14 protein-coding genes and 1 other RNA gene are annotated in these 14,392 nt (G+C 48.7%); 1 reads left to right on the top strand and 14 read right to left on the bottom strand.

Annotated features, from left to right (window positions below):
• Nucleotides 1-214: 214 nt before the first annotated feature.
• The 14 genes from V5J77_RS01390 to rpoE form a co-directional block, all read right to left on the bottom strand.
• A complete protein-coding gene (locus V5J77_RS01390) occupies nt 215-481 on the bottom strand; it encodes a pro-sigmaK processing inhibitor BofA family protein (RefSeq protein WP_338554019.1) in 267 nt (88 codons plus the stop codon).
• Nucleotides 478-771 carry a DUF2508 family protein gene (locus tag V5J77_RS01385; protein WP_338554018.1) on the bottom strand — a complete coding sequence of 98 codons (294 nt, stop codon included), beginning with the start codon at nt 769-771 and terminating at the stop codon, nt 478-480. The genes V5J77_RS01390 and V5J77_RS01385 overlap by 4 nt, the downstream gene beginning before the upstream one ends.
• A 217-nt stretch (nt 772-988) precedes the next feature.
• Nucleotides 989-1,588, bottom strand: coding sequence for a recombination mediator RecR (gene recR / locus V5J77_RS01380; RefSeq protein WP_338554017.1), 600 nt, complete (start codon nt 1,586-1,588; stop codon nt 989-991).
• Between the two features lie 43 nt (nt 1,589-1,631).
• Entirely contained in the window at nt 1,632-1,943 is a 312-nt protein-coding gene (locus V5J77_RS01375; RefSeq protein ID WP_056037661.1) for a YbaB/EbfC family nucleoid-associated protein, read from the bottom strand.
• Nucleotides 1,944-1,965: 22 nt separating this feature from the next.
• Entirely contained in the window at nt 1,966-3,753 is a 1,788-nt protein-coding gene (dnaX, locus tag V5J77_RS01370; protein WP_338554016.1) for a DNA polymerase III subunit gamma/tau, read from the bottom strand.
• A 168-nt stretch (nt 3,754-3,921) separates the two neighbouring features.
• Nucleotides 3,922-4,189: signal recognition particle sRNA large type (gene ffs / locus V5J77_RS01365), an RNA gene on the bottom strand.
• Nucleotides 4,190-4,323: 134 nt separating this feature from the next.
• The gene (locus V5J77_RS01360) at nt 4,324-4,740 is read right to left on the bottom strand and encodes a hypothetical protein (protein ID WP_338554015.1); all 417 of its coding nucleotides are present in this window, start codon (nt 4,738-4,740) and stop codon (nt 4,324-4,326) included.
• An 86-nt stretch (nt 4,741-4,826) separates the two neighbouring features.
• A complete protein-coding gene (gene rpmE / locus V5J77_RS01355) occupies nt 4,827-5,024 on the bottom strand; it encodes a 50S ribosomal protein L31 (protein ID WP_046229556.1) in 198 nt (65 codons plus the stop codon).
• Between the two features lie 126 nt (nt 5,025-5,150).
• On the bottom strand, nt 5,151-6,407 hold the full coding sequence (locus tag V5J77_RS01350; RefSeq protein ID WP_338554014.1) for a radical SAM protein: 1,257 nt from the start codon (nt 6,405-6,407) through the stop codon (nt 5,151-5,153).
• A 22-nt stretch (nt 6,408-6,429) separates the two neighbouring features.
• Nucleotides 6,430-7,797: a transcription termination factor Rho gene (gene rho, locus V5J77_RS01345; RefSeq protein WP_338554013.1), complete on the bottom strand. Its 1,368-nt coding sequence runs from the start codon at nt 7,795-7,797 to the stop codon at nt 6,430-6,432.
• Nucleotides 7,798-7,928: 131 nt separating this feature from the next.
• On the bottom strand, nt 7,929-9,188 hold the full coding sequence (locus V5J77_RS01340) for a UDP-N-acetylglucosamine 1-carboxyvinyltransferase (RefSeq protein WP_338556501.1): 1,260 nt from the start codon (nt 9,186-9,188) through the stop codon (nt 7,929-7,931).
• 516 nt (nt 9,189-9,704) lie between these two features.
• Nucleotides 9,705-10,100, bottom strand: a complete 396-nt coding sequence (locus tag V5J77_RS01335; RefSeq protein ID WP_338554012.1) for a response regulator — start codon at nt 10,098-10,100, stop codon at nt 9,705-9,707.
• Nucleotides 10,101-10,244: 144 nt separating this feature from the next.
• Nucleotides 10,245-11,849, bottom strand: coding sequence for a CTP synthase (locus tag V5J77_RS01330; protein WP_046229562.1), 1,605 nt, complete (start codon nt 11,847-11,849; stop codon nt 10,245-10,247).
• A 396-nt stretch (nt 11,850-12,245) separates the two neighbouring features.
• On the bottom strand, nt 12,246-12,815 hold the full coding sequence (gene rpoE, locus V5J77_RS01325) for a DNA-directed RNA polymerase subunit delta (protein ID WP_338554010.1): 570 nt from the start codon (nt 12,813-12,815) through the stop codon (nt 12,246-12,248).
• Nucleotides 12,816-13,226: 411 nt separating this feature from the next.
• Here rpoE and V5J77_RS01320 point away from each other — a divergent pair, with 411 nt between their 5' ends.
• Nucleotides 13,227-14,360, top strand: coding sequence for a S8 family peptidase (locus V5J77_RS01320; protein WP_338554009.1), 1,134 nt, complete (start codon nt 13,227-13,229; stop codon nt 14,358-14,360).
• The last annotated feature ends 32 nt before the right edge of the window (nt 14,361-14,392 follow it).

Raw genomic sequence — 14,392 nt, 5'->3', positions numbered from 1 at the left:
TCACAGGCGCCTAGGCAATTGCAAGTACTTTTTTAAAAAACTTTTTCAGTGTTTTTCAACGCTGTATGTACCCGCCCTTGACGCGAGATATAGAATACCATGAACTAGCTGGACAAGTCAACCCTTATACAAAAAAATCAGGACAGCTCTTATTTCAAGCTTGCCCTGATCTCCTTTAGTCCATTAATACAGCCTTTTGTTGCTTCCTAAATACTTAAACCAGCATGTGCTGCAAACCTACAATAAGCGCTATACCCGGAATACCGAGTACGACGACTGTTGATATCGTTGCCGGATTAATGGGGATTTTAATATCAGAAATAAGACCGGAGTAATTCAACAAATAAAGAACGGCACAGGCACTGACTAGATGCAAGGTGAAGCTTTTGGCCCATGACCATGAAAGACGATGTCGAACGATTATGGCAAGCAGCGCAACCGATGAGAAAACCAGAACAACAACTAACAGGCTATTCATCATTGGACCGCCCTCCATTCAGACCAGCTTTTGCAAGCTCTTTTGGCGGTGCGAAGCAAAGAGTCATAACGCTTTTCAGCCGTAATAATGGCATATATCGCATAATCAATCTGGTCTTTTCCCAAAGCATAGTCGAAAAAGCGGTTTGCATTTTCCCATTCCATATGTGCCTCATAAATTTCCTGGCGCAGTTGATCAGTCCACTGCAAGGCATCCATCTCCCCCTGCACACCATTAACCGCCTTTTTCTCCTCCGTCATATTACCGCTTCTCCATTTATTGAGCTGTTTCATCCTCTCATGACCTCCCGCTTGTCCATTCAAAAGCCAAGGCTGCCCCTATTCCATATATAAGCGAAGAGCCTTGTAAATAGAACTTGCGTCGTTATCAATCAACCACAACAGCTCTCTAAGCGATAAAGCAGTACGTTACTCGCACATCCCCTTACATGCCTCAAATAAAAAAAGCTGCCCCTATCGTTTTGTACGATAAGAACAGCTTTGCCTATCTTTAGCCCAGCTCTCTGCGGCCTTCCAATGCTTTGGACAACGTAACTTCATCGGCATATTCCAAATCGCCACCAACTGGCAAGCCATGGGCAATTCGCGTGACCCGTATGCCAAAAGGCTTCACAAGCCGCGATATATACATCGCGGTCGCCTCTCCTTCGACATTCGGATTAGTCGCCAGAATAAGTTCCTGCACTCGCTCATCACTGAGACGGCGCAGCAGCTCGGCAATTTTGATCTGGTCTGGTCCAATTCCCTCCATAGGAGAGATCGCCCCTTGCAGCACATGATAATGCCCCATGAACTCCTTCGTCCGTTCCATCGCCACTAAATCCTTCGATTCCTGTACGACGCAAATGACGGAGTTGTCCCTGAGCTTATCCTGGCAAATCCGGCATGGGTCTGTATCGGTTATGTTGCAGCAGACGGAGCAATAGGTCAGATTGCGTTTCACGCTTACGAGCGCTTTTGCAAAATCAATGACGTCATCCTCCTTCATGCGCAGCACATAAAAAGCCAGTCTCGCAGCTGTTTTCGGTCCAATACCCGGCAACCTGGTGAAACTGTCAATCAACTTCGCTATCGGTTCGGGATAATGCAACAGGTGTAGCTCCTTTCAAATCAGAACGAGCAGCGGCTTATTTCTAGAACAAGCCTGGGATTTTCATGCCACCTGTAAATTTACCCATGTCCTGGTTTGCAACATCATCCACTTTTGAGAGGGCATCGTTTACAGCTGTAATAATCAGGTCCTGCAGCATTTCTACATCTTCCGGATCTACCGCTTCCGGTTTGATTGTAATATCGAGAACTTTTTTGTGGCCGTTTACGGTAACGTTAACTACGCCGCCTCCTGCTGTTCCTTCAACGGTTTTGTGGACTAGCTCTTCCTGCGCCTTCATCATTTGCTCTTGCATCTTCTTCACTTGCTTCATCATTTGATTCATATTGTTCATTATAATCACCTCTTATTTATAGTTAAAAATCCTCTTTCACGACGACAAGCTCTTCACCAAACAGCTTTACCGCTTCCTCTACCCATTTTGGCTGGGCTGGCGCTGCGTCAGGCATATCCGATTGCAGCTCAAACGCTTCGTCCGGAGTTTCTGAGCCACTATCTGTTGCAGACTGCCATTCTTTAATCATAACCGTCGCAAGCTGAAGCGGTTGCCCGAACACGCTTTGCAAAACCCGCTCAATAATTTCTTTATGCGTCGGTTTCTCCGTTGTTTCCCGGTGCATCGTGTTTTTAAATGCAACCAACACGGTGCCGTCCGCCACCGATACCGGCTCACCATCCACCAACCACGCATGGACAGTAATTTTGGTTTCCTTCACCCGCTGCAGCAGCTCGCTCCACTTCATCCGAACTTGCCCTGTTTCACTGCTGCCAGCAGCGGATAAATATGGCCCCAGCTTAACTGGCGAGCGGACAGAAACGGAGCTGGAGCCGCCACTGCGGTTATTAAAGGCAGGACGATTGCCATTTGCCCCGGCCCGGGATGCTGCACCGCTGGCTGATGCACCTCCACCAGCAGCAGGAACGCCACTTTGCAATAGCTGCTCCAGCTTGCGCTCGAGCTGCTCCACCTGCTGGCGCAGACGGCCCACCTCTGCGGAAGAACTAGCTGCTCCGCCAGATGGCTGGGTAGCATCCCCTACAGACGCGCTTTCGCGGCTATCGCCGATAGTGCAAATTTTCATCAGCGCGACTTCGAAGAGCGTCTGCGACTGAGCCGCATGTTTCATTTCGGATTGATAGCTATTCAGCGTATCAATCATGCGAAACAGGCGCTCCGACGTAAAAGCATCCGCCATTGCTCGAAAACGATCCGCGTCAACGACGCGTTCCGTTGCTGCTCCGCCTTGTGGAGCAAGCTTAAGCACAAGCAAATCCCTAAAATAATAAATAAGGTTCTCCATGCACTTATCCGCACTCTTGCCCGCTTGCGTCAAGCTTTCGACAAGCGGCATCACAGCGCCAACATCACGATCGCGAACCGCTTCCGCAAGCTCGTAGAACTGGTCGGCCGCCATACCGCCCGTCACATCAACAGCACCATCCAGCGTAATGCTCCCGCCTCCGAAAGCCGCTACCTGCTCCAGCAAGCTGATAGCGTCACGCATGCCGCCTTCTGACAACCTTGCAATATAAGCAATTGCATCATCTTCGGCGCTAATGCCTTCTTCCTTACAAATCTCATGCAACCGCTCCGACTGCTCGGCAAGCGACACCTGCCGAAAATCAAAACGCTGGCAGCGGGAAATAATCGTTGCAGGAAGCTTGTGCGGCTCCGTTGTTGCTAATATAAAGATAACATGTGCAGGCGGCTCTTCCAATGTTTTGAGCAAAGCATTGAACGCCTCTGAAGTAAGCATGTGCACCTCATCAATAATGTACACTTTATATCGCACTTCAGACGGGGCGTAGCGCACCTTATCCCGTATATCGCGAATTTCGTCAATACCCCGATTGGAGGCAGCATCAATTTCCACGACATCCATAATATGACCAGCTGTAATACCACGGCATGCGTCGCATTCATTGCAGGGCTCCACTGCCGGGCCAGCTTCACAATTGACTGCTTTCGCCAATACCTTAGCTGTCGTCGTCTTCCCCGTCCCACGGGGACCGTTGAACAAATAGGCATGCGACACGCGATCCTCTTTTATCGCATTTTGCAGCGTCTGCACAATATGCTGTTGTCCCACCATGTCCCGAAACGTCTGGGGACGCCAGGCACGGTACAAGGCAATATGAGTCACATGGACCGTTCCCTTCTTGTTTCCTTACAGAAATTCTGCAAAAATACTCTATCTCTTATTATACATGATCAAAGCCTCAAGCCAAACAAAAAACACCCGCAGCACCATTCGAATTCATCGAAAAGCGTCGCCGGTGTCTGTGAACATCCGAAATATAAAAAATGTATACCGTGCACCTGCCCTTGATTAATGTAACCCAGGCGGCACTCTTGCACCACAGCTCGAGCCAGGCACTCCCCCGGCACATGAACTAACTTACTTACGGCTGCTTCCTTCCGGACCTGACCGAGTTCACAAGCGTCCATTGCGGAGGACCCAACTGTCAACACTGCTCGCAAGCGCCAAACCCCGCATAAACATAACCTCAAACAGGAATTCAACCTCGCTAAAGCGGATTGCGAGTTACAGGGCACCGCTAACTCCCCATCTAGCACGGCAAAAATAAGTATAGCTGATAATACTGCAAAGCGCAACTTTTCTGAGGACAAGTCGTGAGATACACCTTTTCATCAAGCTTGAACGGCGTTGTCTTTTCATGAATAGAATGCGCATTTCACATAAAACCGTCGTTTAGCGGCTTGTTTTCACCCGCACCTCATAGCGCGGCATATTATATTGCAAAGTTTCCTCTGCTTTATGCTGAAGCTGCTTCACCTGCGCATCGGACATACCCGGCTTGGCAGTCAAATGAACGATTAGATGCTCCCCATTAAAATGAATCCAGCTTTTATGGACGCCATCCATCTTCTTGATTAACTCGCCGACAAACTTGCCGTCTGAGCCGTAATTTAAATACGAATGCTTATTCGGAATATTCGGGTTGCTGTTAGACAGCCCCATATAACCGTCATGGCCATAGGTTTGCATCTGCTGCTTGTGATCAGGCTGACCACAACCGGCAGCACTTAACGCTAACAGCAGCAGGATGCCTGCCAGCAGCAGAGTACGTAAGCTATTTGAAGACAATATGCTCATGTTCCATCTCATCAAAAAAACCTCCCTTATAACCATTAGAATGGCTAAGGGAGGTTCTTGTATTCTGCCAAATATAGACAAAATAGACATCACAGCAATTAGATGCCGTATTTCTTTTTGAAACGATCGACGCGGCCGCCCACATCCAGGAACTTCTGCTTACCCGTATAGAATGGGTGGCATTGGGAACAAATCTCTACACGAAGGTTCGGTTTAATGGAACCAGTCTCGAAAGTGTTACCACAAGCGCAAGTTGCTGTAGTGATATGGTATGTCGGATGAATAGCTTGTTTCATCTCTTTCACCTCTTTCTGCCCTGAGCCACAGGCGGGCCCAGAATTAAGTCATACATCTCTGTATTATAGCATAGCCCAGTCCATTTTGTAAAACACATTACTGGACAACTCGCTCCTTCTAGCGCATTAAGATTGAATTATGCTCGCAGGCGGAACATGCGTGAAAGAGCCAATTACAACATCTGGAAGCTCGTCGCGGAAAATTTCCAGCATCTGCTTCATCCCATAAATTTCACCTTGCGGCGGCGGGATCAGCGATAAATAGGCTTCTGGGTCAATGTTCAGGTTTCGCATTTGGATGAGCTTGAGGCCCGTCCGCTTAACAAAGCCAATCATTGCCTCCATCTCTTCCTCACGATCCGTCACACCAGGGAAAATCAAATAGTTAATCGACGTATACACGCCCTTGTCCGTCGCATATTTCAGCGACTTCTCTACATTGGCCAGCGTATAGCCGCGCGGCTTGTAATAAGCATTGTAATGGTCATCAAGAGCACTGATGGTGCTGACACGCATCAGATTGAGGCCCGCATCGACGATTGCGCGAATGTGATCTGTGAGCCCAGCGTTCGTATTAATATTAATGTAGCCAAGTGATGTCTGGCTTCTCACCCGGCGCATTGCTTCAACAATAATCCGAACCTGCGTAGAGGGCTCCCCTTCGCAGCCTTGCCCGAAGCTAATGATAGAGTCTTCATGGCGAAGATGCTCCAGCATAATCTCAGTCACTTCGTCTACTGTCGGCTTGAAGTTCATCCGTGTTTGCGGCGCAACAAAGCCGCTGTCATCCGGCTGCTCAGAAATACATCCGAAGCATCCTGCATTACACGAATACGAAACCGGAACTGCGCCTTCCCAGCGTTGCAGGAACGTATTAGAAGACGTCAAGCATTCATAACCGAGTGCACAGTTTGACAAATGCTTATATAGACGATTTTCCGGATATTTTGACGTCATGCGTTCAACCTGCTGCCTAACCTCATCGCGGTCGCAATTCAGCGGATCCCAGCGTTCTGGATCATCGCATTGCTCAGCAGCAACGTAAAAGCCATTGTTTTTCCATACGACTGCCGTGTAACCGAATAAAGGCAGCTTTTCATTTTTGTCCGCTTTGACATAGCCTGGCAGGGCTAGCCGCGTAAAGCCTTGCGGCAAAAGAGCGCCAACTGCCTGCTTATTGCCTGGAAGAAGCTGCATTTCACCCGTATCCGGGTTCAGTCCGACTGCCTTCGTAAATGGCAGGCTTACAAGCGTAGCCCCTTCAGGCAAAGGAATGAGCTCGTCCTCCATCATTTCGACAATCATATCGCCGCTGCGGCCTAATGCTATATAGTGAGGATGATCAAAGACATTTCCCTGTTCATCAGCATATACAAGATTCATGATGTTCTCCTTTCAGGCAGCGCTAAGAGCTATGCGTCGTGCGAGGGGCTGCCGAACGACGACCCGCCGCTGGCGTTGATGTTGATGACGAACTAGTACTGCTGCTTTTGATTCCGCTGCTGCGCTGCGGCGGCTTCGTCTCAGGCATAGAATCGAGCGACATGAGAAACTCACTATTCGTTTCGCTGTTTCTCAGCTTCTTGAGGAAGCCATCAACGAACTCAATCGAGTCGTTCATATTTTTACGAACCACCCATAGCTTCTCCAGCTCTTCTTGCGTCAGGAGCATTTCTTCCCGGCGCGTGCCTGATCTGCGGATATCCAACGCTGGAAAAATACGGCGTTCAGCCAATTTTCTGTCCAAATGCAGCTCCATATTGCCTGTACTTTTAAACTCTTCATAAATGATGTCATCCATACGCGAGCCTGTCTCAACAAGCGCTGTCGCAAGGATCGTCAAGCTTCCGCCCTCTTCCACATTCCGCGCCGCACCGAAAAACCGCTTTGGACGATGGAATGCAGCAGGATCAATACCGCCGCTCAGCGTGCGGCCGGATGGCGGCACGACCAAGTTATAGGCACGAGCCAGACGCGTAATGCTATCCATCAAAATAACAACATCCTTCTTGTGCTCCACCAGTCGCAACGCTCTCTCAAGAACAAGCTCCGTCACCTTAATATGATTTTCCGGCACTTCGTCGAAAGTTGAAGCGATGACCTCGCCCTTAACCGAGCGCTGCATATCTGTAACTTCCTCAGGCCGTTCATCAATAAGCAATACGAACAGCTCAATTTCAGGATGATTGGTAGAAATGCTATTGGCAATCTCTTTGAGAAGCAACGTTTTGCCCACTTTCGGAGGTGCAACAATGAGTCCACGCTGGCCAAGTCCAACAGGCGCAATTAAATCCATAATTCGTGTGGAAAGTTTAGAGGATGCCGTCTCAAGCACCAGTTTTTTCTGTGGAAAAAGAGGAGTCAATGCGGGAAAATGTAACCTTTCAGCTGCGAGTTCTGGACTCGTCCCATTAACTGCATTTACTTGCAGCAAACCAAAGTATTTCTCCGAATCTTTCGGAAGTCGGCATTTGCCTGATACTAGATCTCCTGTACGAAGATCAAACTTGCGAATTTGGGAAGCCGAAATATAAATATCCTCTTTGCTTGGCAAATAGTTGATAGGCCTAAGAAAGCCGAAGCCTTCCGGCAAAATTTCCAGAACGCCCTGCATGAACATCAAGCCGCTTTTCTCAGCCTGAGCCCGCAATATTGCAAAAATCAATTCCTTCTTCTTGAGTTGGCCATAATACGGTATTTGATACTGCTTCGCCAGCTTATACAAATCCGTCAGCTTCAACTCTTCCAGATCGGCGATCTGAAGATCTGTCATGTTCTCACCACTTTATTCAGTTTAATGGTACAGCATACCGCTATAGTCCGATCTATCAGTATATACCATAGTTGGCGCCGGTTATTCCTCATCTGAATGGACCAGCGCCAAGCTCAGGTCTGCCTGCTTATTTAGGAGGTTTCCGTCTCGCGCCACACGTCGGCGCCCAGTCTTCGCAAATTATCAACCAAATGATCGTAGCCTCGGTCAATATATTCCACGCCGCTTATTTCGGTAATGCCATCGGGTACGGTCAAGCCCGCAATAACAAGCGCCGCGCCTGCACGCAGATCTGCTGCGCGAACCTTAGCGGCGTTAAGCGGGCCGCCTTCAATAATGGCTGATCTCCCTTCAACACGAATGGCTGCGCCCATGCGAGCAAGCTCAGGGACATGCTTGAAACGATTGCTGTATACATAGTCGGTTAAAATGCTTACGCCGCTCGCTTGTGTCAGCAAGCTCGTCATAGGGGACTGCAAATCGGTAGCAAAGCCTGGATATACCAACGCTTTAACATCAATAGCATTGTACTTTGGAGCGCCAACGATGCGGATAGACTCATCCATTTCGTATACGGTAACGCCCATTTCCTCCAGCTTCGCCGTCATCGCTTCCATATGCTTCGGGATAACATTGTCAATCGTGACATCTCCGCGCGTTGCCGCGGCGATAATCATGTAGGTTCCGGCTTGAATGCGATCAGGAATAATGGAGTGGCGGCAGCCATGCAGGCTATCCACTCCTTCAATCCGAATGGTTTCCGTGCCGGCCCCTTTGATTTTTGCGCCCATGGCATTGAGAAGAGTAGCTACATCTATAATTTCAGGCTCTTTTGCCGCGTTTTCTATTATAGTAGAGCCTTTGGCCCGAGAGGCCGCAAGCATAATGTTGATTGTTGCTCCCACACTTACCACATCAAGATAAATTTTCGCTCCCCGCAGTTCTTTGGCAGATATGCGCATCGAGCCATGCTCATTCGTTACGGTTGCGCCAAGCGCTTCAAAACCTTTAATATGCTGATCAATAGGACGTGGCTCAAAGTTGCAGCCGCCAGGCAAGCCAATAACGGCCTCTCCAAAGCGTCCCAGCATCGCTCCCATCAAATAGTAGGAAGCACGAAGCAGCTTAACCTTGCCATTGGGCATAGGCTTCGCTTTAAGATTAGAAGGATCAATACGCATCATATCGCCTTGCCAGTCAATGACCGCACCAAGATCTTGCAAAATCTCGCTATAAACAGCAACATCACTCAAATGAGGCAAATTGTCCAGCACTACCTCAGACTCCGCCAGTATGGCAGCGGGAACCAACGCTACGGCGCTATTTTTAGCACCGCTGATTTGGACCGTTCCTTGCAGCGGACGTCCGCCGCGTATCATCAATTTCTCCATCAATTTTGTAGTCCTCCCGTTGTATCGAAAGAGAACAAAGGAAAAACCGCCACAGCGAGCACACGCCGCCGCATGCACACTGTTAGAAGGCGGTTCGTCATCCCGTGCTCCTGTTGTTACGCTTGATTGTTACTTCCGAACAAGCGGATTTTCTCTTGAAATACAGCTTGCTTTGCAAAGCGAGCAGGAGACAGGTATCTCCATGGATGAAAGCCTTGTCCATTTGCCGACATCATTTCCGAAAAGTGCAGAGCTGCAAGCCACATGGTTCTCTGTGTTTACATTTATTTTACCAATACCTAATGCGATAGACAAATGAACAGCTTGATTCTGAGCCATTATACCATAATGGCGTCAGGAATGGTAAAGCTCTTTTGCCAGGGCCCCTAAAAATGAATAACAAGCAAAAATGACTTCATCGTCCTTCTGGGACGTATGAAGAGCTTTGTCGGACAATTGTAAGCGAAAAAAGGATGAAGCTTATATCCGCTTAGAATTTAAAAAAGGGCCCGCTAATCAGGACCCTATCGCGAATTGACTGCTGGAACCGCCCTCTAGCTGCATGTTCACCGCTATTCGCATTTCATCAATATCAAACGGCTTGGTGAAATGCATCAAAGCTCCGAGATCGGTCGCTTCCTTAATCATATCCAGCTCACCATAAGCCGTCATCATAATGACTTTTATGTCTTTATTAATGGCTTTCACATGCTTTAAAATTTCTAAACCGTCCATACCGGGAATCTTCATGTCAAGCAGCACCAAATCAGGACTTTCCTTCTTCACAATTTCCAAGGCAAGCTTGCCGTTGGAGGCTTGAAAAGTCGCATAACCCTCACTGCTGAACACTTCCATCAAAAGCACACGGATTCCATTCTGATCGTCCACTATTAATAGCTTCTTTTGTTCCAAAATATAATACCTCCCACGACAGAGCGACAACAATTGAATTGGCCTGCTCTTCCATCATCGTTAATATATTCGCGGATCAAGTTGGAATATCCTTCTGCTCCCGGAAAAAAATTGGACGGTTTATACATTTATGTTACGAATACACTATCTCTCCGAAAACGCAAGCGCCGCGCGGACAAATCCGCGGAACAGCTTCTGAGGACGATTAGGTCTGGAAGTGAATTCCGGGTGGAATTGTACAGCAAGGAACCAAGGATGATCCTTCATTTCCACCATTTCTACTAATCTGCCATCCGGGGAAGTTCCCGAAATAGTCAGGCCCGCTGCTTCCACTTGCTCGCGGAATTCATTATTGAACTCGTACCGGTGACGGTGACGCTCATATACCAGCTCATCGCCATACTCTGTAGCAGCAAGCGAGCCAGGAATAAGCTTACAAGGATATAGGCCAAGACGCATCGTGCCGCCCATGTCTTCAATGTCCTTCTGCTCAGGCAGCAGGTCAATGACAGGGTATGGCGTCGATGGATTAATCTCCGAGCTGTTGGCGCCATCAAGGCCAACCACATGACGTGCATACTCAATAACAGCCACTTGCATGCCAAGGCAAATACCGAAAAACGGCACTTGCTGTTCGCGTGCATGGCGAATGGCAATCACTTTGCCTTCAATACCACGATCGCCAAAACCGCCCGGCACGAGAATGCCGTGAACGCCCTGCAAGCGATCTGCCACATTGCTATCCGTCAATTCTTCCGCATTCACCCAACGGATTTTCACTTCGGAATCAGCGTCGATACCTGCATGGGCAAGGGATTCCACGATGCTCAGGTAAGCATCATGCAAAGCTACGTATTTACCAACAATCGCGATCTCTGTTGTTTTGTGCAGCGACTTCACGCGCTGAACGAGGCTTGTCCACTCCGTCATATCCGGCTCATTCGTGCCGAGCTTCAGGTGGTTGACGACGATATCGTCCAAGCCTTGCTCACGAAGCATCAGAGGCACCTCATACAAGGTGGAAGCGTCACGGCATTCCACAACTGCATTAGCATCAATATCGCAGAACAAGGCGATTTTGTGCTTAAGATCCTCCGCCATTGCGTGCTCCGTACGGCATACGATTACATTCGGCTGGATGCCGATGCTGCGAAGCTCTTTTACACTGTGCTGGGTCGGCTTTGTTTTCACTTCGCCAGCCGCTTTAATGAATGGGATCAGCGTTACGTGAATGTACATGACATTGTCACGGCCAATATCGCTTTTGATTTGACGAATAGCTTCCAAGAATGGCAGGCTCTCGATATCGCCAACCGTTCCGCCGATTTCCGTAATGACAACATCGGAAGCCGATTCTTTGCCTGCGCGGAATACACGATCCTTGATTTCATTTGTAATATGCGGAATAACCTGCACCGTTCCACCTAAATAGTCGCCACGGCGCTCCTTGGTGATAACGTTGGAATAAATTTTGCCTGTCGTTACATTGCTGTTTTTGGAAAGGTTGATGTCGATGAAACGCTCATAGTGCCCAAGGTCAAGATCCGTCTCTGCGCCATCATCGGTTACAAACACTTCACCGTGCTGATAAGGGCTCATCGTTCCCGGGTCTACGTTAATGTACGGGTCAAACTTTTGAATCGTTACTTTGAGGCCTCTGTTCTTCAACAATCGACCAAGCGATGCGGCTGTAATCCCTTTACCCAAGGAAGAGACCACGCCTCCGGTTACGAAAATATATTTTGTCACTGTGCCAATACCCTCCAAGCTCTAGTGTGTATTCCTTTAGTTTTACCAATCTATCCAATAAACATAGGCACTTTCGTGCCACAGCGGTTTATCTGTATCATCAAACGAAAAGTCGAGGCCCTTCGTCGCCGAACTTGTCCTTCTACAAACAAAAAAAGTGACACCCGTAGAGTACGGGGCACTTTTCGTTTGGCGTATTATTAAGCGGTTGTCTTAACCGAATCTAAAGCCCATGCAATAGTTTACTCTGACGTATACAACCTGTCAAGCAAAAACGACTTCGTCGTCCTTCTAGAACGAGCGAAGGGCTTTGCCTTAGAATTCTACGCGAATATACGGATAAAACTTATATATTCTTAGAATTCAAGCCTAAACGATTCATGGATGAATGAGAACTTAATTGTCCTCTTCGTCTTCATCTTCATCAAAATCTTCCGCTTCCTCGCCTTCTTCCAGCTCCTCATCCGAATCATCATCTTCATCATCCAGCTCTTCGCCTTCGATTCCGGCTTCTTCGTCTGCCTCGGCTTCTTCTTCAGCTTCCTCGAACTCACGATCTTCATCATAAACATCGTAGTCCTCTTCGTCCGCTGCGTATGCTTCCTCTTCCTCATCCGCGAATAAATCGTCATCATCGAGATCATCGTCGTCGTTAATGATTCTGGAGCGCTTGGCGTTGGAAATAGGGTCTTCGTTGCGCTCTACTGGATACCAGCGCTTCAGGCCCCACATATTTGTGCCGACGCAAGCGAAACGGCCGTCAATATTAATTTCAGTATATACTTGTGCAATAACTTGATTAATCCCATCGGAAGACAATCCGCGTATTTTAGCAATCTCCATCATGAGATCACGGTAGTAATACGGCTTATTCGTTGTCTTAAGAAATTCAAATGCCAAATCAACCATTGGCATTTCCTTAATCCGCTCAGGGTCCAGCTTCAAAGTGATGTTGCTGCCGCTCATATGGACACATCCTCTCTTGCCATCTTCATTCATTATCAAACTATAGTAAAACCTATTTCTTTCAAAAAAGCAAGCGTGAGCCGTTCCAATGTAGGACTTGTCCGCAAAGCTCGCACCATGATCATGAATTTATTAGCGCCAGAGCCGCCTGAGCCGCTCTTCACAGCTTGTACAACATGATAAAAAGCGAAGGTATCCCTTCGCTCTGACTGTATCCATCCGGGCCGCGCTGGCCGCTAACGTTCCGGAGAGGTAAGAGCCCCATAGAACTCTTACAACATCCTATGTGCGACCGTACATTTTGACACGGTTTCACGCCTAATTATATCAAAAAAGGCAAGTGGCTCATGCAGCTTGCTCCCCTCCATCATACAATAGCTCAGCATCGTCCGTCGGGAGGGGACGCGAAATTTGGACACTACCGTTTTTCTCCATTGGTTGCAAGGCGCGCTGGCAGGCTCGGAGCAGACGACACCAAGGCGCATTATCCGTTTTCACCAGCAGAGCGTGTACCAACGGTTTATAAAAGACTGGTCGGAGCTGCCTGATGGCAAGACTGCACTTAAAACCGTCAAACAGATGCCCATTATACGCGCTATTTCCTGTCGTCTGCCTGTCGAAGAAACCCTCGCCCGATTCTCCACAGGGGTATGGATTGAGGATGATCGACGCATTACCGTTCATGCCGCTACACCCAAATCCTTCATGTCCGAAAAAGGAATTCCTTGGGGCGTCCAGCATGTCAAGGCTCCGCAAGCATGGGGCATGACTACTGGTCATCGCATTAAAATTGGCGTTATTGACACTGGTGTCGATTTCAGCCATCCCGACCTGCGACAGTCGCTTTCGCGCGGCATAAATTTGCTAAATCGCAGCATGCTTCCCCATGATGACAATGGACATGGCACCCATATTGCCGGAACCATTGCTGCCGCCAATCAGCTGCAGGGCATGATCGGCATCGCTCCGCGCGCACAAATCTACCCCGTGAAGGCGTTCGACCACAACGGCAGCGCCTTCGTCTCGGACATCATACTCGGCATCGACTGGTGCGTGAGAAACCGGGTTCATATTATCAATATGAGCTTCGGAATGAAGACCCGCAGCAAAGCGCTGCTTACCGCCATTACCAATGCATATAACGCGGGCATTATAGTAGTCGCTTCATCAGGCAACGACGGCAAACGACGCTCGGTTGACTATCCAGCACGTTATCCGCAAACGATTTCGGTAGGCGCTACTACCCGCCTTAGGCGTGTCGCCCCTTTCACCAATCGCGGTACCCATATCGACATTTACGCCCCTGGCGATAAAATCGTCTCCGCATGGCTGCGCGGCAAATATCATGAGATGAGCGGCACCTCCATGGCAACCTCACATGTCAGCGGCGCTATTGCGCTGCTGCTCGCCTATAAACCAGGCTTATCGCCCGCCGACATTAAATGGATACTCAAGCGCTCCAACCAGCCGCTGAGGGGCAGCAAAGCCCAGCGGCTCATCGGGGAGCTTGATATTATGCGCATGCTGCAGGCCGCCGACCGATGAGGTCAGCGGCTTTCATTTTGCTTTGAGTCAAC

Source organism: Paenibacillus sp. KS-LC4 (genome assembly GCF_036894955.1).
GTDB lineage: Bacteria > Bacillota > Bacilli > Paenibacillales > Paenibacillaceae > Pristimantibacillus.
Note: the sequence above shows the minus strand (reverse complement) of the source record. Positions and strands in the feature narration are given on the sequence as shown.

Excerpts from the sequence above, each read along its gene's own strand:
- V5J77_RS01385 (WP_338554018.1), bottom strand. The coding sequence starts at position 771 with ATGAAACAGCTCAATAAATGGAGAAGCGGTAATATGACGGAGGAGAAA.
- rpoE (WP_338554010.1), bottom strand. The coding sequence starts at position 12,815 with ATGAGCGGCAGCAACATCACTTTGAAGCTGGACCCTGAGCGGATTAAG.
- V5J77_RS01375 (WP_056037661.1), bottom strand. The coding sequence starts at position 1,943 with ATGAACAATATGAATCAAATGATGAAGCAAGTGAAGAAGATGCAAGAG.
- V5J77_RS01350 (WP_338554014.1), bottom strand. The coding sequence starts at position 6,407 with ATGAATCTTGTATATGCTGATGAACAGGGAAATGTCTTTGATCATCCT.
- V5J77_RS01340 (WP_338556501.1), bottom strand. The coding sequence starts at position 9,188 with ATGGAGAAATTGATGATACGCGGCGGACGTCCGCTGCAAGGAACGGTC.
- V5J77_RS01360 (WP_338554015.1), bottom strand. The coding sequence starts at position 4,740 with ATGAGATGGAACATGAGCATATTGTCTTCAAATAGCTTACGTACTCTG.
- V5J77_RS01390 (WP_338554019.1), bottom strand. The coding sequence starts at position 481 with ATGATGAATAGCCTGTTAGTTGTTGTTCTGGTTTTCTCATCGGTTGCG.
- rho (WP_338554013.1), bottom strand. The coding sequence starts at position 7,797 with ATGACAGATCTTCAGATCGCCGATCTGGAAGAGTTGAAGCTGACGGAT.
- rpmE (WP_046229556.1), bottom strand. The coding sequence starts at position 5,024 with ATGAAACAAGCTATTCATCCGACATACCATATCACTACAGCAACTTGC.